Here is a 23078-nt window from a genome sequence, read left to right on the forward strand (position 1 = left end):
ACTTCCTATAAAATTGTATTCATTCTGCCAGGAGAGTCCGATTCTAGTATCGAAATCTATTCCAACCAACAGTTTTGTTTTGGAGCTCCTACTACATTTTTATTATCATAAAGATTTACTATAGTGGCAGTTGCGTACTCTTTCAGATAGATACTGAACTTGGAATACTTAAAATCACTGTAGGTATAACTTATTAAAAGACGTATTTTATTATGAAGGAATTTTTAGATGTATAGGTATATCCTCATTCATTTCAAGTCCTTTATTTTTCTGTTCTCCACAATTGTTTCAGCTTGTCTTTAATATTAATGTTGAATAATGAGAACTAATAATCTATAGAAGTATTTCCGATCAATTACTAGATATTGAAATCCTACATGTTGCCCTTTTCTGCAATAAGATCATCATTGGTTAGATTAAGAGCTGTTGTATGTGAGTTAGCAGAGGTCGGTGCATTATAGCTTTCAGAGTAGCATAGATTAAAAATATTATTTTTTGTAACAAATAACAATAATAATTGTCTAATCAAATTATAATAATTCAAAAAATACAATTATGGAATTAAAAGTAAATAATATTAGTAAAACCTACATAAATGGTTTGAAGGCTTTGGATAATGTCAATCTTACGATTAGCAAAGGAATGTTCGGATTACTTGGTCCTAATGGTGCGGGAAAGTCTTCATTGATGAGAACGATTGCAGGCTTGCAAGCACCAGATAGTGGAGAAATTTTTCTGGGAGATCTAAATGCTTTGACCCAAAAAGAAGAACTTCGAAAAGTTCTGGGATATCTTCCCCAGGATTTTGGTTTTTACCCGAAAGTGAATGCCATAGAACTTCTCAATCATATTGCGATTCTTAAAGGAATTTCAAGAAAATCTGAACGAAAGGAAATCGTAGAAGGATTGCTTCATCAAACTAATCTCTTTGAAGCCCGAAAAAGAAACGTCAGCGAATATTCTGGTGGAATGAGACAGCGTTTCGGAATTGCTCAGGCACTTTTAGGAAATCCAAAACTGATCATTGTTGATGAGCCAACTGCTGGTCTAGATCCCATGGAGAGAAACCGTTTCCATAATCTCCTGAGTGAAATAGGAGAAAACACAATCGTTATTCTTTCCACTCATATTGTAGATGATGTGAAAAATTTATGTAATCGTGTGGTTGTTCTGACTTCAGGACAAATTATTTTAGACGGAACTCCGAAAGGCGTTATAAATGAATTCCAAGGAAAAATCTGGAAAAAACTAATTGATAAATCCGAAGTTGAAATTGCGAAAGAGCAATACCATGTTATTTCTACACACATTTCTGAAGGGAAAGTTGAGATTCGCGTCTTTGCGGAATCTCAACCAAATGCAGATTTCATTCCTGTAGAATCTAATTTAGAAGATGTGTATTTCTCCAGTATTACAAAAAAAATAACAAGCAATGTTTAAGGAACTATTCTCTTTCGAACTCAGAAGCGGTTTCAAAAAATGGAGTACGCAGATTTATTTTTTTGTATTTCTAACGCTTGGGGTGCTCTTAGGGTTGGCAAATACTGGTGCATTCGACACTTCTACTTCAGATTCTATTCTAACTAAAAATTCTTCTTTGGCAATCGCAAGATTAATTGTTGGGATGAGTGGCAATATTATGGTGCTTATTAATGGGATTATAATGATCAGTATTATGGCAACAGCCATCCAGAAGGATTATGAATATAATTTCCATGGTTTATTGTACACAACGCCGATTACGAAATCCGGATATTTCTTCGGAAGATTTTCAGCTAATTTTCTGATAGCAAATTATGTCTTTTCAGGAATATTGATTGGTTATTTTTTTGGATCTCTTTACGGAGTTGGAACTCCGCAGTTAGGCCCTATTAATATTATAAATTATATTTGGCCTTTTCTGGTTTTCACAGTAGCCAATACATTGATCATTGGATCCATATTTTTTTCATTGACAACCATTACCAGAAGTACTTTAGCAGGATATCTTTTCTGTGTTATTTTGCTTTTGTTATCCATATTGAGTGATAGTATTCTTTCTGATATTGAAAATAAAGATTTTGTTTCGCTTATAGATCCATTCGGGAATTTTGCATTGAGACAAGTCACTGAATATTGGACACCTTACGAACAAAATGAAAATACAGTTGCACTTTCTGGTGTTTTGCTTTGGAACCGTTTACTTTGGATAGGAATTGCACTTTTATGTGTTGGGGTAACGTATTTTAAATTTGATTTTAACCAGTTTTTACAGCCATTCTCTTTGTTTGGGAAAAAGAAAACAGTTTTAGAAGAAACATATGCCAATTCGGACAGGTCATTGCAGGAAATTCTCAATGTTCAAAAAGATTTTGGATGGATTGCGAAACTGAAAGAACTTTTTTATCTCTCCTTTTTCGAGGTAAAAAGAATTGTTTATACACCATTTTTCAGGATTATTGCTTTCATCTTTGGTGTTCTGTTGATTGTAATTTCTAATTATATGAAGTCAATGTATGATGCAGAATCCATCCCTGTCACTTTTTTAATGGCGGAACTGGGGCAGGATGGTTTATCTTATTTTCTGCTTTTGCTAATTGTTTTTTTCTCAGGAAATATCGTTGGGAGAGAGCGTGAAAGTAAGATTGATGAACTGATTAGCGTAACCACGGTTTCCAATTTCAATCTTATGTTTTCTAAGTTTTTGGGAATGGTTTGGATGGTGTTGATTATGCAGATTTTCACTAATTTAATTTGCGTAGGGATTCAATTTTATAAAGGATTTTATGATATTGAACCATTAACTTATTTGAAATTCGACCTTTATAATCTGCCTTATTATCTGGTTTTGATAGGCTTTAGTCTGTTTATTCAATTAATTGTCAATAACAAATATTTTGGATTCTTTTTAGCAATTTTCCCAGTTGTTTTCCTTCCGATTTTATATAATTATCTGGAAATGAATGACATTTTGTACAGGTTCAATTCCAATGGTCCAACACTTCCTTATTCAGCTTTGAACGGATTTGGACAAGTGCTTTACAGCTATTTCATTGTGAAATCGTACTGGATTCTGATGATGATGTTCTTATTATTCATTGCACTTTTAGTTTTTCCGAGAGGGAAGGAAAAAAGATTGTCCAAAAAATATCTTTTATCGAAAACATCATACAAATTAAAACATAAAGTTTTACTGTTTTTGTTCTTGTTCTCAACGGTTGGACTTGGTGCGTTTATCTATTACAATACCCACATTTTAAATTCACACTATTCAGAGGTCGAATCTGAAAAAATGAGATTTGAGTATGAGAAAAAATACAAGTATTTAGAAAAAATAGATCAGCCGAGAATCGTTTCTTCGAACTTAAAAATTGATCTTTCACCAGAAGATCAATCTTGGAAAGTGGATGGATATTACTACATAAAAAACAAGCATCAAAAAGCGATTGACAGCATTGTCATTAGATATCCGGATAATTTGGATGGTCATTATTCTTTCGAGAAAATACAAGTGTCGGGTGCAGGAAAAGAAATTTTCAATGATGAAAAATCGGGATTAAAACTTGTTAAACTCAATAATCCCATTCAGCCTGGAGATTCAGTTTCGATTCATTTCAAATACGAATTCAAGCTAAAAGGGTTTGCCAATGAAGCTATAACAGATATAGTGAAAAATGGTACGTTCTTTAATTCCGGTAATTTGCCTGGTTTGGGATATAATTCAGATGTTGAACTTTCGGAAAATTCTGCCCGAAAAAAATATGGTTTGAAACCAAAACCAAGATTGGCAAACGTGAACGACCAGACAGCTAGAATGAATAATTATATTTCAACAGATTCTGACTGGATTCGCTTCCAGACTCAGATTTCGACCGACAATAATCAGATAGCAATTGCGCCGGGCTATCTGCAAAAAGAGTGGAAAGCGAACAAAAGAAGGTATTTCACGTATAAAATGGATTCGCCGATTCTTAATTTCTATGCCTTTCTTTCTGCTGATTATCAGGTGAAAAAAGCAAAATGGAATAATGTGAATATTGAGATTTATTATCAAAAAGGACACGAATATAATTTGGACAAAATGATATTTTCCATCAAAAATAGTTTGACCTATTACACCAAAAATTTTGGACCATATCAGCACAGGCAAGTTAGAATCATCGAGTTTCCGAGATATGCTTCTTTTGCACAATCTTTCCCGAATACGATTCCATACTCTGAAAGTATAGGCTTTCTGACTAAAGTTGAAAGTGAAAAACCAGAAAAAATAGATGTTCCCTTCTATGTGACGGCTCACGAAGTAGCACACCAGTGGTGGGCACATCAAGTCATTGGTGGCAATGTGCAAGGAAGTGCTATGATGTCTGAAACATTCTCACAATATTCAGCTTTGATGGTCATGGAACATGAGTACGGTGCTCCAGTCATGAAAAAATTTCTGAGTTATGAACTCAATAATTATTTGAAAGGCCGAACCAAAGAAACGAAAAAAGAAATGCCTCTGATGCTGGTGGAAAATCAAGATTACATTCATTATAACAAAGGAAGCCTCGTAATGTATGCGCTCAAGGATTATTTAGGAGAAGCAAAGCTGAATTCTATTTTGAAAAAATATTTAAATCAAACCAAATTTCAAGAGCCACCTTACACCAATTCGGTTGAATTTGTAAATCTTCTGAAAAAAGAAACGCCTGACAGTTTGCAATATCTTATCAAAGATTTGTTTGAAACCATCACGCTGAACGAAAATTATATTAAGGATCTTTCGTACAAAAAAGTTGGGCAACAATATGAAGTAAAACTGACGGTTGGAAGTGTAAAGTACCGTGTTGATGGACAAGGAAAATCGAAGAAAATTCCTGTTAACGGCTATGTTGATATAGGAGTCTTTGGAAAAAAATCTATTAAGTTTCCTGAAGGTAAGGAATTGATTTTACAAAAAGTGAAAATAGATAAACCTGAGAAAAGCTTTACTTTCTTAGTGGATGAAGAACCTTTGCAAGCTGGAATAGATCCTTATGTAAAACTGATTGACCGGAATATGAAAAATAATGTTCACGACTTCAAATCGAAGCCAAACAAAGTAAATCTCGATGAAGATGAGAAATCTGGAGGCGTAGGAGTAGGCTTGACAGTGAGTTCTGATGATTAATTTCAGGACGGGACAATATAAAATAATAAAAGCCTGCTTTCTGACAAAGCAGGCTTTATTATTTGGGACACTATCCCACAAAGTGTGTAAGTTAAAAAGTTAGGGCTTGGATTTTATAATCTGAGCCTTTTTTCAAAAAATAAGCATAAACTGGTTGAGAACAATACCCCAATTTTGAATTGGCATGGTCCATTTTTTGGTAGCTTCTTTCAATGCAAGGTAAACAGATTTCAAAACCGCATCATCCGTTGGAAAAGACATTTTGTTTTTGGTGTATTTTCTGATTTTCCCGTTGAGATTTTCAATTAAATTGGTGGTATAAATGATTTTTCGGATCTCTAAAGGAAATTCAAAAAATACGGTCAGTTCATCCCAATTATTCCGCCAGGATGCAATAGCATAAGAATATTTGCTTTCCCATTTTGCTGCAAAATCACCCAGAGCAGCTTCGGCCGCCTGTTTTGTTGGGGCTGTATAAATATGCTTCATATCGGCAGAGAACTCTTTCCTGTCTTTCCAGACCACATATTTGCAGGCATTTCTGATTTGATGGACCACACAGATCTGGGTTTGAGATTCAGGAAAAACAGAACGGATGGTCTGGGTAAATCCGTTTAAATTATCGGTGGCGGTGATGAGAATATCCTCTACACCACGGGCCTTTAAATCTGTGAGAACGCCCATCCAGAAGGCTGAACTTTCATTTTTTCCAAGCCACATGCCCAAGACTTCTTTTCTACCGTCACGATTTAATCCCACAGCCAGATAAACTGTTTTATTAATGACTTTGGAATTTTCCCTTACCTTGAAAACAATCCCATCCATCCAAACGATCAGATACAGATCTTCAAGCGGGCGGTTTTGCCAGCTCACCACTTCACTGGCAACAGCATTGGTGATTCGTGAGATGGTAGAAGTAGAAACTTCAAAATCATACATTTCTTTGATTTGTTCTTCAATATCGCTTACACTCATTCCTTTAGCATAAAATGAGATGATAATATTCTCCAAACCTTCGATGATGTTGTGTCTCTTTGGGACTAATACAGGTTCAAAACTACCTTCTCTATCTCGAGGAACTTTAATTTCAGATTCGCCAAATGAGGATTTTATCTTCTTGGTCCCATGGCCGTTTCTGTAATTTCCAGTGATGGATTTCTGATGCTTTTCATTATCCAGATGGGTGTCCAATTCTGCATCAAGCATATGTTCTACAGCTCGTTTATGCATTTCTTTGAAGAAAGAGGTTAAATCTTCCCCATTTTTAAAGGACTTATAGAAATCCTTGTTGTTTAATAAGTCTTCTTTGTCTATCATAACTATGTAATGGTTAAAAATAATAAAAAGTTATTTCCGCAAAATTTTTTGAGCTATGAGGGCTCAAAATTTTCCAGAATAACTTTTTAACTTACACAGTTAGTGAGACACTACCAATTTGATTTTAAAAAATCATCTTTCTTCCTCTCTTTATACATATGCTTTTCTTTAGGTTTATTATTTTCATCCAACCATTCTTTTTTACCCCAAACAGTGTCTTTATATGCTTTAGAATATTTGTAACTTACTAAATTAGATATTGTTTTTTTCTTTTTATTAAGTATAATAGAGATCTTTCCTTTGTAGTCCTACAATATCATTGTGCTCCTTATTATACTTTAAAAAAAGTTGAGATATTTCTTTATTATGAAGAAATCTATTCTCCTTGTTTATTATAAAAAGTATCTGATCTAGATAATTGTTCTGAGGAAAAAGATGATGATCATTTTGCAAACTATTTTCATAGTTATACAAGTTTATTAAAATATCAATTCGTTCAATTATGCCTTGGTATAACTTTTTTTCATAATCTAAAAACTGAGGTACATCCATAGTAAATTTATTTAATATTAAATAAATAATATATTAAATAAAAAGCGTGGCACTAAGCACAGTCTGTGTAAGAGGTACCGCTAAGAACCCACAATCCAGAAAGACTTAGCCCACGCCGATATAAGGCACGGGCGTAAGTCTATCGAATTTGGATTGTTATGAAAATTAGCGGTTTTCTTACACCAATACGATAGCTTACGCTTGATATTAATTTCTTAAAAACAAAGATATAAAAAGATTTCGGTTTATATAAATTGAATAGGAGAGACAATTATATTAAATTCTCAATGGTATCATTATCTCTTCAACATCTAACCCCTTGGCATTTAGGTTATAAATTATTGCAGCCATTTTTAGAATTAAAACTTCTTTCTCTTTTTCAGATTCTTCAAGTCTTTCCTTATAATAATCAAGCTGTTCCTGTAAATTTTTCCTTTTTCTTTTACCTGTAGAATCTAACCCTATATTTTTCAGCTGCGTTATTCTGGCATTATCAATTAATTCGGCTCTATTATTTAACAACAATGTACTACGACTTTTTAGTCCAAGTTTTTTTAAAATAACTGAGCGTGAAATAGGAGAGAGAGCAAATCCATCATTTAGCATTTCATTTAAAATTTTCTTAAGATGAATATCAATTTCTTCTCCTCTTAACTTCTTATTTTTTTCCATTAATTAAATCCGTTTTTTTATTCGTATTCGAAAAATCAATTCCATTAGGAAATAATTGATGCTTTACACCCTTAGTTGCTAACTGCTGAACAAATTTCATATTTGACAATTTTTTTTCGATATCTAAAATCCAGATATCAGATCCAAAGTCTCCTTCACCTTGATTTTTCATTTGCTCTAAAGCTTTTTCAGTACTATCAATTAGCTTATTTAGATTATCAATTTCATGCTTAGATCCGGTCAAATTTAGATTATTACAACCATTCCAACACTGCAAATGTTTTGGACATGGACTTAGGCTAAAATCATTAGAGCATGCACCAAAAGGAGTAATATGTAATGCATTTGTATGGGTACTAATAAATTCCTCAGCTATTACCAGACCTTGACTTTGTTTTAGTTTATGATAAGTATCTGTTAAATCTCCAATAATTGTCTTATCTCTAATACCTGTACGGAGAAAATTAATTTTCTCTGCAACTGAATTAAACGTAATAAAGTCTTTATGTACTTGTGTTGTCTCTTTAACTGTTAAATGTTTATATACTGTATTTTGATCAATTAACTGCCTTCCTAATGCCAAAGCTTGGTTGATATTTGACATTCCTGCTAATTCATACAAAGTATTTCTCCAATGTCTTGGCTGGTGGCTTGTAATTTTTATTTTACTCCCATCTGCTTCTTTTAAACCACGTCTTTCAAAAATTGATTCTGTTTTAGAACCACTCCCTAATGCCGCATTTATATCTTCTAATGTCAACTTACAAGGAACAACTCGAAATGTGTTTGCTTTTCTCTTAAACCTAAATGCACCTTCAAATTTTATAGAAAGTAAATCTCCAACTCTAAGAATTACTTTATTATTATCTTTCAATATGATGTTGCTTTCATATTTTTTGAAAAATAAATTTTCAATATCACCTGCTAAATAATAATGCTGGCATATTCTTTTTCCAGAATTATTAATGGGGTGCTTAATCTTTTTATCAATAGAATGTATTGGAATATTATTCCTTTTTAAGTATAAACTAAGATTATACGTATTTTGAAATCCTAAATATTGCAATAATCTAACATCTGAAATAATTTCATCCTTGTCATATTTCCACATTCGATTATATTGCTCTTGAAACTTTGCAACTTTTCGTACTTCTTCTGTAAGCACTTTTAAATCATTGACTGCTCGATATGCAAATTGGATATCTTGCTCTGCAAGCCAGTGAACTCGTGATTCAAATTTCTTCTCAGCATAATATCTTATGCCTACATCTTTAATTGGTTTCTTTTTAGCATCTAATATTATTTTCCCATTCTCATCTTTTTTTTCTATTTCAACCCAACAATCATATGGAATATATGTTACCTCATTTGCTCTTTGTCCCATTGCAATTAGAAGGTCAATTGTTCTAAGAAGAATTTTTTCATCATTATTAATTGGTTTATTAGTACAAATTGCATAAGCAACCATTGCGTCATAAGAAGGAAGTTTTTCTTTACCTATTCTATCATCTTCAGAGTTTAATTCTGATAAACTTTTATAATCATGATAATAATGATTATTTTTCTCACAATTAATATAATTTATTGCTAGGGGAGTTATATTTAATTTGTCTAATAAGTCAGCTACTACTTTCAAATTAGCCGCTGCTTCATATATTTTTTTAAATTTATTTTCCTTTAAATCATCAATAACTTGATCGAAATGCCATTTTGTTAGCTGTACAGGGGAAACCTCATTTCTATTCTTCAAAACAACAGATAATTGTCTACATGCAATCACATAGTTTCTTATTGCCATAAATCCGACTTTTTTTGATCTATACAGATAGATTGCCAAAGCTTTTGTAAAATCACCAAATTCTTTCGGCATTTGAGAATCTAAAACTCTGGTTTTAAACTTATAAAGATTAAAATTAATGTGATGATCACTTCCTCTGTGAAACAGCCATTCTTTGGTATTCCATTGCATAGCATCCCAACTATCACTAATTGGGAGACTATTAAAGAATACTTTTTCTTTCTCTACAAAATTTACTAAGTTTTCATAACATACATTTATATTATTCATAATCTTTTATGTAGTTAATAATCTTTTTGACAGCAATAATTGTGTCTTCAAGCTGCCCAATTGTACGGTTATATTTTACATCCCCAGAACTAGTTCCTATATCAATAAATTTTTGGATATTTTCTTGTAATCCTTTTAATACTTTCTTATGTTCACCATCTTTAAAAGGATTAAATTTATCACATGTATAACAAGAATAAACTGGATTTTTGGGGCAAATCTTATCCAATGTACATCCACCTATTTCACCAATATATTGCATACCAGCAATGCCTTTGACCCATTTTTCTTTTTCAATATCAGATTTATTGATAATCTTCCCCGTGGTGAACATTTTCATTATATCAATATAATTATTATTTTTCCCTAAAGCTCTCGTTTTTATTTCAGCAATTTTGGGGGTAGCGGCAATGTATGCTCTTGCAGGAACAGTAGAGTTATGCCCCATTATATCGGCAATAATTTCAGCCGATGCACCTTGATCTGCTAATGACTGTGCAAGATTATGTCTAAGTGCTGTTGAAGTTAACTCTATATCTTTTAAACCTTGAATAATCAATGAACCTATTTTATTTGAAGAATACCTCTTTTTTGTTTTTAAATTAATGAATAGTGCATTAGAAGTGCTACCTAATTCTTTATTCATAGAAATCAATTTACTAATTTCAAATCCTAGTTTAGAACTAACTGCCCTTGTTCTTTTATCATACTTTTTTAATGATATTTTCTTTGTCATTGTTAAAGTAATAGAATAATATATATTTTCATTTTTAAAAATTTTCAAATCTTCGTTATTAAGAACATAAATTTGTGACGGTCTAGGAGCAAGTTCAAAACAAAGTCTCATAAGTATTCGAATTTGTAAATCAAATGCTTTAGTTAAATCAATAGGTTGATTTAACTTATTAATTATTATTTTAATTTTAGAATCCTCAATATAATTTTGCCTTAGAAAAATATTTTGATATGGTATTTTTTTTGAAGCTTTAAAATCACAAATTATTTCAAAAGTTTCTTTGGTAAAGTTTTTTATATTCTGTACAAGACACCATTTATAAAATAATTTTAAAGAACAAAGTATATCTTCACAAAGACCTAAATGATAAATTAACAATTCTTTTGACCATGGAAAATTCCGTAATTCCGAACATTTGCTTAAGTAACGTATAAAGTAAATATCCATACTTACAACCGTGTAAGGAGACTTATTTTGTAATCTATAAAAAATATAACCTTTCAGTAATTCTTTCAATTCATTAGAAAAATAGAACTTCCTCCAATCAAGCTTATAGATTCGTCCCTGCAAAGGCCACCTCCACAAGTCATCACGACAATAGCATTTATTATCAATATCTGCAGGTGTATTGTTAATAAATATATCTTTACAGGTATTAAATTCATAGTTTGTTACTTCTGGTAATTGATTTTGAGATGAAGCAATAATTTTATTATTTCCCATTATAATAATCATTTATTCTATTAATGTTATGACTATTTGCTATTTCCCAAATATATTTACCAGCATATAGTTCAGGCATTCGGGATGATGGTTTCCAGCCGCAAATTTGTTTTAGCTCATCTTTCGCTCTTTCTAGTTCAATATTTTTTTCTTCAACTAGATATTTTAAAAAATTATAAGCAAATGTATGTCTTAGCTTATGTGGTGTTAACTTCTCTATATCTAATTCATAATTCATTAATTCATTGTTTATTTTATTAAATAAATATTGAATTGAACTTTTTGATAAGGGATACCCGAACTTACTTATAAAAACAAAAGAGTGAATTATTTTTTTACTCTTAGTTTTATATACATTTCTTCTAAATGTAATTATGTAGTAATGCAGTAAATGTGATAATTCATCTGAAATATATAAAATTCGATTACTTTGTGAATTTTTTATCCGTGGCTTATCAAACCTTGTATCTAATAGAGTAGTGCCTTGTAAAATTTTAATATAAGAATTTTTTTTTCCAAAAATTATATCAGTTGTCTTTAAATTAAGTAACTCACCAATTCTAATACCCGTTTCTAATAATAATCTTATAATTAAGTAATCTTTAAATTTAGTACAATCTAATTTACTTTTATTTTCTAAAAAATTTAAAAGATCAACTATATAATTGTCTTCAATATTTTTAAATCCTAAATTTTTATGCTTTTTATTTCTTTCCAAAAAAGAAAAAGTATTCTCAATTTTATTATAATAAATAATATAAAATTCTTTATTATCAAAATAATTTAAGCTTCTTGATAAATATCTCTTAAGTGCCCATATAAAATATTCTTTTAAAAGTGAAACATGATTATTATAAGCCTCATTACTTAAGTTATATACCTGTAGATAATCAGTATAGAATTTTGATATTTTTTTTAACAAACAATCATAATCTCCATTGATTAACATTTCTTCTAAATTTAAGTTTTCCTCATTAAAGAAATTTATTGCTCGTCTTATGACAGTACAGATATACGAAAGTCTCTTTTCAGAAAGATTAATTTTAGAAGAAATAATATATAAATTAGGTAAAAAGGCCGGAGAGCCATCTTCATTTAAAAGTATTACTAATGACTTAGTTCCGATATTAATTACTCTGTTTTTCAATATATTAAATTTAGTAAATATTTATTAAATTTAAATACCTTATGAATATGAACAAAATAAACACTACATCTCATTTAACATAATATAAATTATAGGACTTTTATTATTATCCAGAAATAGAGTAATTAACCGCCTGAGAATCTCTTATTCTGTCATTTTCCCTATCAAATATTCTTTAACCGTTTCTAAGAACTCTTCCTGGGTCATAAAACGATCCAGAAACTCTTCCAGCTTTTCTTCATTCTCAATTTCCTGAAAATACATTTCATGATCCGTTCCGTAGATTTGTTGGATTATTCTGGTCAGGATCTGTTGTGCACACAAAAAAATGATCAGGATATCCATAAGAATAAAATATACAGATAAAATCCATCTCTTTACCTTGTACGATTTTTTTTACTTCATATTCCTCTACAAGTCCATCCAGTTCTTCATAATCCTCTGAGTTTTTTTTAAATGGCGTGAAAATCCAATCTTAAAAAAAATATTGACCGCACGGCAATTCATCGTCACAAAAATAATGTTCCAGTATGTTATTATAAAAACTTTTCTGATTCGCTGCATATAAATCTTTATACTCTTCATAATACTGTCTATACCATAGACATCCCAATCTTTGTCATAGAGATGATGACTAAAGCTGAGACTCTTCCAGTTTTCAACAAAACTTTGATCAAGATCTAAAGCCTCTGTATTTCCTCCTAACTGCTTAATCTTAATCTGCAATACTCTTATTCATGTATTATAATTTCATTATGTTATGTTAAATTGGAGCCGTTCAAAGTCTCTTACTGATCTTAAAATACAAAATCTTGCCACATGGCAGGTTTTCTTTTGTAAAAACAGAATACCTTTATCCTAACCAAAAATAAAATAGTATGAAACCTAAAATGATCTGGGCCAATCTGGCCGTAACCGACCTTGAACGCACGCAGAAGTTCTATACTGAGCTGGGATTCAAACCCAATAATCCTCACAGTTCCAATGAGCTGGTAAGTTTTTTTATGGCTGGAAATGAACTGATTGTTCACTTTTTCTTAAAAAATGTCATAGAAAACAACCTGAAAAGCATGAAATTTGGAGATCCGCAAAGCTCCAACGAAATTATATTCACCCTTTCTGCAGAAAGTAAAAATCAGGTGGATGAATGGGCTGAAGAAGTAAAAAATGCTGGTGGAACCATTGTTTCAGAGCCTGAGAGCTTTGGAGAAAACTACTATGGTTTTGTATTTGCAGATCCGGATGGACACAAATTCAATGTATTTTTTATGTAGACTTTCAACATATTTTTCCCTATATTTGACATTCAACAGATCAATATGAACCGCTCGAACTGTCTGCCTCCTCCGGCACCTTAATATTTTCAATCTAATTTGAAGCGTACTCATGTCGTTAACTTATTAACGACCTAGTTTTTCGTGCTTCACATTCTAACAAAAATATTAATTCCAATTTTACAGTTCATTCTCTAATGAAAAAATCATATTTATTATTACATCTGGCCGTAATTCTGGCCGGATTTACAGGTGTATTCGGGAAATTGATCACTCTTAACGAAGGTTTACTGGTCTGGTACAGACTCCTCTTCTCCTCTATTATTTTGTTCTTTATTGTAAGACTCTTGAAAATCCCAACGGATATTCCTTTCCGGTCGAAAATTCAGATTTCAAAAGCCGGCTTACTGCTTACGTTACACTGGCTTCTTTTTTATGCCAGTATAAAATATGCCAACATATCCATTGGTGTGGTATGCTACTGCCTGACAAGTTTTTTCACAGCCGTATTCAAACCTGTTCTTGATAAGGAGAAATTCAAACTTTCAGAATTGCTTCTCAGTACATTAACTATTGCAGGAATCAGTTTAATATTTCATTTTGATACTTCCTATCAGTTTGGGATTATATTAGGTGTCTTTTCATCGGCATTCGGGGCTTTGTATACGATTTATAACAAACGTCTGGTGAGTCATTTTGATACCAAAATCATCAACTATTATCAGATGATTGCCGGCACTTTATGCTGGGGAGCGTTTTTGCCCGTATATCTCCTCTATTTTAAGTCAGATAGCATAGTTCCTGACTTAAAAAACACAGCTTATTTGGGCGTTTTATCGCTTTTTTGTACCGTTGGCTTATATGTGATGTTTGCAGAGGTTTTGAAGAAAATTCCGGCATTTACCGTCAACTTAACCTACAATCTGGAGCCTGTGTATGCTATTATTATGGCGTTCTTATTTTTCGGAGAAAGCAAAGAAGTGAATCTTTCGTTTTACATAGGATTGGTATTTATTATTGCTTCCGTGGTTTTGCAGACGGTAATTTCTATTAAGAAAAAAAACATTAAACGTCGACATATAAATAAAAACATTCTAAAATAGTTTATATGCGGTTATTTTTTTTACCTAAAATTATAAATTTGTACTTAAATAAAAATAACCGTGAGTAAACCTATCATATTTGGTGAGATAGAAGGTATTGAAGAAGGATATCATTTTAAGAATAGAAGAGAAATGATGCCTACAAGTTTTCATAGAAATTGGGCAGCAGGAATTGATGGAAACTCAAACGAAGGCACTGCTGCTATTGTTCTTTCTGGTGGATATGAAGATGATTTAGATTTTGGAGAAGAAATTGTCTATACAGGAGCAGGCGGCAATGATAGTAATACTGGAAAGCAAATAAAAGATCAAGTCTGGGAAAAAGGAAATGCAGGACTAAGAATAAGTATGGACCAAGGATTACCCGTAAGAGTTATTCGAGGAGCATCTCATAAGTCTGAGCACTCACCTAAAGAAGGATATTTATATGCGGGGTTATATAGCGTTGTAGATGCATGGGAAGAAATTGGTAAAAGTGGCTTCAAAATTTGTAGATTTCGTCTAGAATATTCAGGTAATAATCAATCTAAAAAAACAGTACAGCAAATTGAATTAGACTATTCTGAAAGAGCCAAAAGAATTATAGAGAGTACTGTTCTAAGAATTGTACGAGATACAAAAGTCGCATGGCAGATAAAAAAATTATATGATTTTAAATGTCAAGTTTGCCAGATTTCTATTCCTACCAAATTAGGCCATTATGCGGAAGGTGCCCATATTAAACCATTGGGCAAACCTCATAATGGAGATGATAATCCTGATAATCTTATTTGCCTTTGCCCTAATCATCATATTATGTTTGACAAAGGAGTATTTTCGATTAATGATAACTTGCAATTAATTGGATGTTTATCAGGTCACTTAATAATTCACAATCATCATAAATTGAATCTCTCAAATCTAAAATATCACCGTCAAACCCACGGTTTGGAATAAAAAAATGGGCCACTCAATAAAATTATTGAGTGGCCTTTATATTTAATTTTTTATAAGATGTCTTATTAAACACCAGTCTTTATAAGCAAAAACATATAACTATCCATTCAATCCTAAACTATTATACAGCTGCACCTGCCATATTCCCAACACTTCTTTTAGCATCACAAAAGTAAATGCCGCATTATAGCTGTTAGGAAATACAGTAATTTCAGTATCTATAAAATCTGAGGCTTGTGGAACTGGGTTTAATCCAAATGTCTGAAACAAAGCCATAGACCTTTTCATATGAAACCCGGAAGTAACCAGGTATACATCAGAAGGAGCCATCTGTTGTAAGATCTTGCTGGAATATTTTGCATTTTCATACGTATTCATGCTTTTATCTTCTTTTATGATATCAGCATCTGATACGCCCATTCTTTTAAAATTTTCACTGAATAATTCTGCTTCACTTTTGTGCCCTCTTCCTTTTCCGGAAATCAGGATTTTACAAGTCAGATTATTGGCCTTGTATTCATGATACAGCTGATAAGCCATTACCATTCTGGAATAAGACATGGTATGCAGCTTTTCTGTATATTCAAAATCTACAACTCCACCACCCAATACAACAATAACAGGATTTTGAGGAGCTCTATTTTTACTCACAACCGTACTCACGTAATTTTTCTGCAGATATCTGGAAATCAGTTTTCCCAGAAAACCATTTCCTATAAACAGGACCATTAAAACAGCAAAAAAGCCAACTCCTATCCTCAGATTTTTGCTTTTGTTTTTTCTTTTGAGGAGAGCAATGATAACTACTGCAAGAAATACTAAAAAATAAGGTTCTGTAAAAAGCTGAACAACACGGAATAAAAGGTCTAATAAAAATTTCATTTTCGAATACTATTGATTAATGCCAGAAAGCATAGAAACCCCAAAGATAGGGCAATTTCCTGAGTATAGCTTTCCGCAGCCATAAACCCTTGAAAATTATCCTGATAATTTGGTCTCATTTTTCTTTCTGTTTATACAATTATTTTATACATTTGCAAACAACACACTTTTTAGTGTGTTAATGAAAAACAAAATACCTACCCCCAGTGAAAAAGCAGAATAGTATTGCCGTTTTTATGACCGTACTCCATATATTTTTGGACAGACATTTTTGTAAAGAGAAAAGCAAAAACTCTTCCTCCAATATAAAGAAATGATTTCTCCCTTAAACAGATGAGAATCAAAGAATACTATCTTTTGCGAATCAAAGAGATCCCGCAAGTTATTGTATAAACATCTGCCTAATCACCCAAATCTGCGAGCGACTCTCATAGCACGTTCACTTACCCATCATTAGTTTTTTTTAAACAAAGCAAATCAATGCTTTAAAACTTAATATTTATATCAAAATAAGATATTTCACTGATCTATTACCGGACTCTATTTATTAAAAAATCTTAAACAGATTTACTCTCAAAATTAATATTGCATCAATGTAATATGGTTTTTAATAGGATACATTTGTCTTGTAACTTTAATACAATCAATGAAATGTCAACAGTTCTCAAAACATTTGTAGCTTATCTTAAAAGACCTGCTCTTTATCCTGAACTGGGCAGAAAAATCATTAAAAATACGGTAAGCAGAAGAAGTCCATTCAAAGGAAAAGCAAAAACAAATTCATGGGCTGCCTCCATTGCAGTTTCCCAAAAAGAAGCAGTTTCCAGACTTTTCTCTATGAATACTGATCATTTCAGATCTACCTATGCTGATATCCTGGAAAAAGCCAACTCTAAAGAAAAAGAATGTCCTATTACAATGGGTGGACCTGGCGCTCTGGAGCTTATTTATTACGCCTGCGAATTTACCAAAGCACAAAACGTTCTGGAAACAGGTGTGGCTTATGGATGGTCTTCTTTGGCTATACTGCTTTCCCTTCAACAAAGAAATGGCACACTCTATAGTTCAGATATGCCTTATCTTGCTCAGGATGGTGATCAGTATGTTGGATATGTTGTTCCGGAAAGCCTTACAAAATATTGGCAGCTATTCCGTTTTGCAGATAGGGAATCCTTACCGAAGATTTTTAAAAAAGTTTCCTCTTTTGATGTTTTCCACTATGATTCTGACAAAAGTTACCACGGAAGAATGTGGGCTTATCAAAAAATGTATAAAAGATTGAAGCCTGGTGCTGTGTTTATTAGTGACGATATTGGTGACAATTCTGCTTATCAGGACTTTTGTATTAAAAAAAACATAGAAACAACTGTGGTAGAATACAATGGAAAATACATCGGTGTTTTTATAAAACAATAAAGAAAAACCACTCACATCTCTTCATCAGGCAAGTTCACTTGCCCATCCTTCGCCACCTTAAAATATAAAATCCTTCACTTGAAAACTTTGCGTTAAATTCAATGGTAATAAAATCTCCTGCAGATCAAGCAGATATCACAGATTATAACTCTAAAAAGATCAAAATCTACGAGAAACTATCATCCGCTTCATCAGGCAGGTTCACTTGCCCATCCTTCGCCACCTTAAAATATAAAATCCTTCACTTGAAAACTTTGCGTTAAATTCAATGGTAATAAAATCTCCTGCAGATCAAGCAGATATCACAGATTATAACTCTAAAAAGATCAAAATCTACGAGAAACTATCATCCGCTTCATCAGGCAAGTTCACTTGCCCATCCTTTGCTTCCTTAAAATATAAAATCCTTCATTTGAAAACTTTGCGTTTAATTCAATAATAGTAAAATCTCCCGCAGATCAAGCAGATATCACAGATTATAACTCTAAAAAGATCAAAATCTACGAGAAACTATCATCCGCTTCATCAGGCAGGTTCACTTGCCCATCCTTCGCCACCTTAAAATATAAAATCCTTCACTTGAAAACTTTGCGTTAAATTCAATGGTAATAAAATCTCCTGCAGATCAAGCAGATATCACAGATTATAACTCTAAAAAAATCTGCGTAATCTCCAAAATCTGCGAGAGACCATCAAAAAAATCATACTGATCCTTCATAATCCACTTCCCTTTCCAAAATAATCTGGTTTCTGCTCACCGTAACCAGTATTTTATCTCCTGCCTTAAAACCACATTGCTGTACCCACTTCCCTGCTATTCTTATTTCGGGGAAATAGACTATTTTGCCATACGCTCTTGAAAATGATTTGAGGAAAACCGTAAGGTAACGATTGTTCAGTTCATTATATTTGCTGCTGTTCATTCTTCTTTTTCTTTTCATAGGTGTTATTTTTCTACAAATGAAGGGATAATAAGAAGGATAAACCATCTCAGGAAAGGATATTTTATTCTGAAAGAGGGATATTTTAGAATAGTATTTATTTTAAAACAGCGCTTTATTTTTTTGATCTAAAGCTTTATATTTGTTATTATGAGTTACACAGATATGCAAAATAAAAAAATACACCAAGGTAGAAATATAAAGCGTTTCCGCGAAATGCTGGGCATCAAACAGGAAGCTCTGGCTTTTGAGCTGGGCGACGACTGGAACCAGAAGAAAATCTCCCTTTTAGAACAAAAAGAAACCGTAGAATCTGATATTCTGGCCCAGGTAGCGCAAATCTTGAAAGTTCCTGCAGAAGCGATTGAGAATTTTGATGAGGAACAAGCGGTGAATATTATTTCTAATACCTTCACAAGCAATGATACATCAACTTTAAATGCTATAAATGTACAACCCACTTTTAATCCTCTTGATAAGATGGTTGAGCTTTATGAGCGTATGCTTCAGCAGCAGAGGGAAATGATTGAGAAATTGGAGAGGTTGATTGAGAAGAAATGACTATAGTAATTCATAAATGATATAAAATTTAAAAGGTATATGTAAATGACCGACAAACAATTGAATATATATAAAGGTTTAAAATCAATTGGCCCTGAAATAGCTCAATTCTATATTGATGGTCTAGCAATAATAGATTCAAATTTAGGTACAAAATCAAACTTATTAGCACATACACTTAGAGAAATTGATGGAGGATTAAGAGATATTTTCGAACAAGAACAACTTAAAAAGGATATTCAAAAGAATCTCCAGTCAGAAGATCTCGAGAGGATTTTTCAGCAATTTAATGAATATTATAAAGATTTTGATTATTTAAGAGATCTCACATTTAATGAATTTAAAGAAGCTAAAGGTCATATCTCTTCAATATTAGTTTCATTTGGTTTCAGTATTGACCATCCTTTATCAATGCAATATATTAAAGCTGTAAGATGGTTAGCAAAATATGCACATAGAAGCGGAGCATACAATGAACCTCGAAATCCGAAAGATATTATTAATTTATGGAATGAATTTGAAGATGTCTTATCAAAACTTCTTGGTAATTACTATGCATTAACTGATAGAGTCGACTCATTATTAAGACACGAAGAACCTTCCTCTAGAATTCTAAAAACATTACCAAATTTACTCAATACACCCGCAATAATAAGTTATTTTTTCAACAATTTAAAATCCTATAAATGGTTGGTTCATTTAGAAAAAGAAGGTTACTTTGATGGCTCTAAAAATCCAGAACCCATTGAATTAGTAAACAATCCTAACCATTATTCTATTCCATACTGGGCAGCTCTTAGTTATTTAGAAAATATTACAGAAAATAGTCCCAATTCATCAGAAAAGGATACTTATGAATCAATAATAAAAATAATTGATAACATTTCTAATTTTAGAAATAAAAACGGGCAAAGAATTGAAAATTATCATACAGACTATGCAGTATTCAAAATAATATGTCATTTACCAGAACAATATCTTAATGAAAGGCATTTTTTATTTATCTATAATGCTTTAAAAAGCAAATGGCATGGTTTAATTGGTAGTAATTACGACAAATTTATTGATAGACTATTTACAATTGGGAATAATACCTTACTATTAAAGGGCATTGATTTATTATTAATGTATAAATTTCATGATGGTCCATTTTATAAAGTTGATTCAATTTTTACAAATTATGAACTTGAAAGAACTTTATCAGAATGTAAGTGTAAAATAATTTTAACGCTAGGATTGAAATTGCAGAAACTTACATTTGCAAGAATGAAGGAAGTAATAAATTTGGATGAATCCCTTTTTAATATTATATCTATTCAGACAATTGAAGATCATGAACAATCATTTGCTTGTGATCGATATGATTACCAACTAGTCCGTCTTTTAAGAGATATATTAGAAAATCTGGAAGCAAAAGATATAACTAAAATTATAAAAGAATTGCTTAATGAACAACATTCAATATTCAAACGATTGGCGATTCATATAATTCGTATAAGATACTCAGAATTACAAGAGTTATTATGGAGTTTAGAAGAAAATCCTTTAAACATGTCTTTTAAACATGAACTCTATGAGTTATTTCTTGAACATTCAATCAATTTTGATAATGAAAAAATTAAACAAACCATTGACTGGATAAATACAAAAGACTATTATATTAATGAAGATATTAAAGAAGATAAAGATATAATTGCTAAATCGATAGCTTATCAAAAAAAAGAATGGTTAACTTCACTTTTACCTAGCAATTCTGAAAATGTAAATAAATTAATTGCAGAAATGAATGCAATAAGTGACATTGAAATAGAACATCCCGGTTTTGACTCGTGGCACTCCACTCTTATAGGAACAATTTCCCCATTAACAAATGAAGAGCTTCAAGAACTTAGTATTAATGAACTTATTTCATATTATACTAATTTCAATAAGAAAGAATATTCTTTCATTGGTCCCTCAGTTGAAGGTTTAATTGATCAATTTACTTTAATTGTTCGTTATAATCCTGAAAAATATAATACCAATTGTAATCAATTTATTGATGCTCCGCCAGCCATTTTATATGCTTGGATAAGAGGACTTGAAGAAAGTTGGAGAAATGATAAAAAAGAATTTAAATATAATGAAATTATAAATGCAGTATTTAAAATCTTAGAAAAGGAAACGTTTTGGGATTCTTATAACTCAAATGGGGAATACAACAAATGGTTTGTTTCAAATTTCTTATTATTTATTGAAGGTGGCATTCGTGATGGTAATCAGGCTTTTGAGGTAAAATCATTACCTATAATAAAAAACATTTTATTCATCATCTTAGCGAAAGATTCAAATGACATATATGATTATCAAGATTTGTCAATGACCGTTTTGAATAATACAAAAGGAAAAGTCTATAAGATAATTTTCCAGTATTCATTAAGATTAGCTTGTATTGAAAATAAAAAAAATGAGAGATGGGATAATCAAATCAAAGAATTTATAACAACCGAGATTCAAAAAGATGAGAATAACCCATTACTTTTTTACATAATTGGTCAGTTTTTACCTGATATAAATTACTTAGATAAAAATTGGATGAATGAAGATTTATGTAGGTTATTTCCAATAGTATCAGAAATTAACTGGCTAGCCATTATGAATGGATACTTTTATTATCATAGACAACCTAATAAAAATTATTTAAAATTATTTACGTTAGAGAATCATCTTCAAAAAGCATTATCACTAGATTTACTAGAAAAACAATCAGTAAATAACATGGTTAGACAAATTTGTACTGCTTATTTATATAGCTTTGAGGGGATAAATTTAAAAGGTGAAATCATACAAATTTTAATCAAATCAAAAAGCAAAAAAATAATTTCTAATTTAATTTATTTTTTTTGGAGTCCAAATTTTCCATTTGAAAGTAAAGTAGTTAATAAAATAAAACTATTTTGGAAAGAAATTTATAATCATGCGATTAAGCTTGAAAATAAAGAAATTGATAAAGAAATACTTTCTGGTAGTTGCAAATGGTTAAACAGTATAGATATAATAGATGGAAAGATATATGAAATTTTACTTAATTCAATCAAGTATGTAACTCAAAGTGATAGATATTATGTAATTGAAGCTCTTTCAAACCATATATATAATTCACCAAAAGAAGTTGGATTAATTTTATTAGAACTATTTAAGATTGAAGTTACTTATGACATATCTCGTGGAAAATTGCAAGAAATAGTTCAAATTCTATATAAAGATGATTTTAAAGAAATAGCAGACCAAATTTGTATTTTGCACGGGGAAAAAGGATTCAATTTTTTACGAGACTTATACAATAAATTCAATAATTAATCCTTCTGAAAAGCTTCCACAATTCTATATTTAATTAATTATTCCACCTCTTTATTGGACATCAAAACTAATATATAATAAAAAACTTGTGTAAGCGAATAACCAAACAATAAACATAAGAAGAGGTGTATTTCAGACTATATTAGATTCTATAAAAAAATATACTTATTGAAGACAGACAAGCTATCAATCCTTAAACTTATCTTAAAATCCTCCTTCCCAACTCCTTATTATCAATATTTTTCATACATTCACATGATTTTATAAAAGCACATTGAAA

General features: G+C 31.3%; 16 protein-coding genes. 8 read left to right on the top strand and 8 right to left on the bottom strand.

What is annotated here, in order from left to right; all coding sequences use genetic code 11:
- The first annotated feature begins 555 nt into the window (after positions 1-555).
- Together REB14_RS00330 and REB14_RS00335 are read left to right on the top strand one after the other, a co-directional pair.
- On the top strand, positions 556-1440 hold the full coding sequence (locus REB14_RS00330) for an ABC transporter ATP-binding protein (RefSeq protein WP_309521200.1): 885 nt from the start codon (positions 556-558) through the stop codon (positions 1438-1440).
- On the top strand, positions 1433-5131 hold the full coding sequence (locus REB14_RS00335) for a M1 family aminopeptidase (RefSeq protein WP_309521201.1): 3699 nt from the start codon (positions 1433-1435) through the stop codon (positions 5129-5131). Before REB14_RS00330 ends, REB14_RS00335 begins: the two co-directional genes overlap by 8 nt.
- 132 nt (positions 5132-5263) lie before the next feature.
- On the opposite strand, the gene REB14_RS00340 is transcribed toward REB14_RS00335, so the two are convergent.
- The 6 genes from REB14_RS00340 to REB14_RS00365 form a co-directional block, all read right to left on the bottom strand.
- Positions 5264-6445, bottom strand: a complete 1182-nt coding sequence (locus tag REB14_RS00340) for an IS256 family transposase (protein WP_425248761.1) — start codon at positions 6443-6445, stop codon at positions 5264-5266.
- A gap of 831 nt (positions 6446-7276) precedes the next feature.
- Positions 7277-7672 (bottom strand): hypothetical protein, encoded by a 396-nt coding sequence (locus REB14_RS00345; RefSeq protein WP_309521203.1) that lies wholly within the window; start codon positions 7670-7672, stop codon positions 7277-7279.
- Positions 7659-9740: a hypothetical protein gene (locus REB14_RS00350; protein WP_309521204.1), complete on the bottom strand. Its 2082-nt coding sequence runs from the start codon at positions 9738-9740 to the stop codon at positions 7659-7661. Before REB14_RS00350 ends, REB14_RS00345 begins: the two co-directional genes overlap by 14 nt.
- Positions 9733-11199: a site-specific integrase gene (locus tag REB14_RS00355; RefSeq protein WP_309521205.1), complete on the bottom strand. Its 1467-nt coding sequence runs from the start codon at positions 11197-11199 to the stop codon at positions 9733-9735. The genes REB14_RS00350 and REB14_RS00355 overlap by 8 nt, the downstream gene beginning before the upstream one ends.
- Positions 11189-12346, bottom strand: coding sequence for a tyrosine-type recombinase/integrase (locus REB14_RS00360; RefSeq protein WP_309521206.1), 1158 nt, complete (start codon positions 12344-12346; stop codon positions 11189-11191). Before REB14_RS00360 ends, REB14_RS00355 begins: the two co-directional genes overlap by 11 nt.
- Before the next feature lie 144 nt (positions 12347-12490).
- Positions 12491-12691 (bottom strand): hypothetical protein, encoded by a 201-nt coding sequence (locus REB14_RS00365; RefSeq protein WP_309521207.1) that lies wholly within the window; start codon positions 12689-12691, stop codon positions 12491-12493.
- 533 nt (positions 12692-13224) lie between these two features.
- Between REB14_RS00365 and REB14_RS00370 the strand changes: the two genes are divergently transcribed.
- From REB14_RS00370 to REB14_RS00380, 3 genes are all read left to right on the top strand, one after another.
- Entirely contained in the window at positions 13225-13620 is a 396-nt protein-coding gene (locus tag REB14_RS00370) for a VOC family protein (RefSeq protein WP_079241784.1), read from the top strand.
- A 197-nt stretch (positions 13621-13817) separates the two neighbouring features.
- A complete protein-coding gene (locus tag REB14_RS00375; RefSeq protein ID WP_309521208.1) occupies positions 13818-14723 on the top strand; it encodes a DMT family transporter in 906 nt (301 codons plus the stop codon).
- Between the two features lie 60 nt (positions 14724-14783).
- Positions 14784-15659 (top strand): YDG/SRA domain-containing protein, encoded by an 876-nt coding sequence (locus tag REB14_RS00380; RefSeq protein ID WP_309521209.1) that lies wholly within the window; start codon positions 14784-14786, stop codon positions 15657-15659.
- Positions 15660-15758: 99 nt separating this feature from the next.
- Here the strand turns inward: REB14_RS00380 and REB14_RS00385 are convergent, their stop codons facing one another.
- Complete coding sequence (locus REB14_RS00385) at positions 15759-16541, bottom strand: YdcF family protein (protein WP_309521210.1); 783 nt, start codon at positions 16539-16541, stop codon at positions 15759-15761.
- Between the two features lie 651 nt (positions 16542-17192).
- Between REB14_RS00385 and REB14_RS00390 the strand changes: the two genes are divergently transcribed.
- Positions 17193-17957, top strand: coding sequence for a class I SAM-dependent methyltransferase (locus REB14_RS00390; protein ID WP_309521211.1), 765 nt, complete (start codon positions 17193-17195; stop codon positions 17955-17957).
- A gap of 701 nt (positions 17958-18658) precedes the next feature.
- Here REB14_RS00390 and REB14_RS00395 read toward each other — a convergent pair.
- Positions 18659-18898: a SymE family type I addiction module toxin gene (locus REB14_RS00395; RefSeq protein WP_034697863.1), complete on the bottom strand. Its 240-nt coding sequence runs from the start codon at positions 18896-18898 to the stop codon at positions 18659-18661.
- A 150-nt stretch (positions 18899-19048) separates the two neighbouring features.
- On the opposite strand from REB14_RS00395, the gene REB14_RS00400 reads away from it, so the two are divergent.
- Positions 19049-19459, top strand: a complete 411-nt coding sequence (locus REB14_RS00400) for a helix-turn-helix transcriptional regulator (RefSeq protein ID WP_309521212.1) — start codon at positions 19049-19051, stop codon at positions 19457-19459.
- Positions 19460-19504: 45 nt separating this feature from the next.
- Entirely contained in the window at positions 19505-22798 is a 3294-nt protein-coding gene (locus REB14_RS00405; RefSeq protein ID WP_309521213.1) for a hypothetical protein, read from the top strand.
- Positions 22799-23078: the final 280 nt, after the last annotated feature.

Origin of the sequence: Chryseobacterium metallicongregator (genome assembly GCF_031324065.1) — a bacterium.
Lineage (GTDB): Bacteria > Bacteroidota > Bacteroidia > Flavobacteriales > Weeksellaceae > Chryseobacterium > Chryseobacterium metallicongregator.

Coding starts and splice junctions, on each gene's coding strand:
- REB14_RS00330 (WP_309521200.1), top strand. CDS start 556: ATGGAATTAAAAGTAAATAATATTAGTAAAACCTACATAAATGGTTTG.
- REB14_RS00335 (WP_309521201.1), top strand. CDS start 1,433: ATGTTTAAGGAACTATTCTCTTTCGAACTCAGAAGCGGTTTCAAAAAA.
- REB14_RS00345 (WP_309521203.1), bottom strand. CDS start 7,672: ATGGAAAAAAATAAGAAGTTAAGAGGAGAAGAAATTGATATTCATCTT.
- REB14_RS00350 (WP_309521204.1), bottom strand. CDS start 9,740: ATGAATAATATAAATGTATGTTATGAAAACTTAGTAAATTTTGTAGAG.
- REB14_RS00355 (WP_309521205.1), bottom strand. CDS start 11,199: ATGGGAAATAATAAAATTATTGCTTCATCTCAAAATCAATTACCAGAA.
- REB14_RS00365 (WP_309521207.1), bottom strand. CDS start 12,691: ATGGATATCCTGATCATTTTTTTGTGTGCACAACAGATCCTGACCAGA.
- REB14_RS00370 (WP_079241784.1), top strand. CDS start 13,225: ATGAAACCTAAAATGATCTGGGCCAATCTGGCCGTAACCGACCTTGAA.
- REB14_RS00375 (WP_309521208.1), top strand. CDS start 13,818: ATGAAAAAATCATATTTATTATTACATCTGGCCGTAATTCTGGCCGGA.
- REB14_RS00385 (WP_309521210.1), bottom strand. CDS start 16,541: ATGAAATTTTTATTAGACCTTTTATTCCGTGTTGTTCAGCTTTTTACA.
- REB14_RS00390 (WP_309521211.1), top strand. CDS start 17,193: ATGTCAACAGTTCTCAAAACATTTGTAGCTTATCTTAAAAGACCTGCT.
- REB14_RS00395 (WP_034697863.1), bottom strand. CDS start 18,898: ATGAAAAGAAAAAGAAGAATGAACAGCAGCAAATATAATGAACTGAAC.
- REB14_RS00400 (WP_309521212.1), top strand. CDS start 19,049: ATGAGTTACACAGATATGCAAAATAAAAAAATACACCAAGGTAGAAAT.
- REB14_RS00405 (WP_309521213.1), top strand. CDS start 19,505: ATGACCGACAAACAATTGAATATATATAAAGGTTTAAAATCAATTGGC.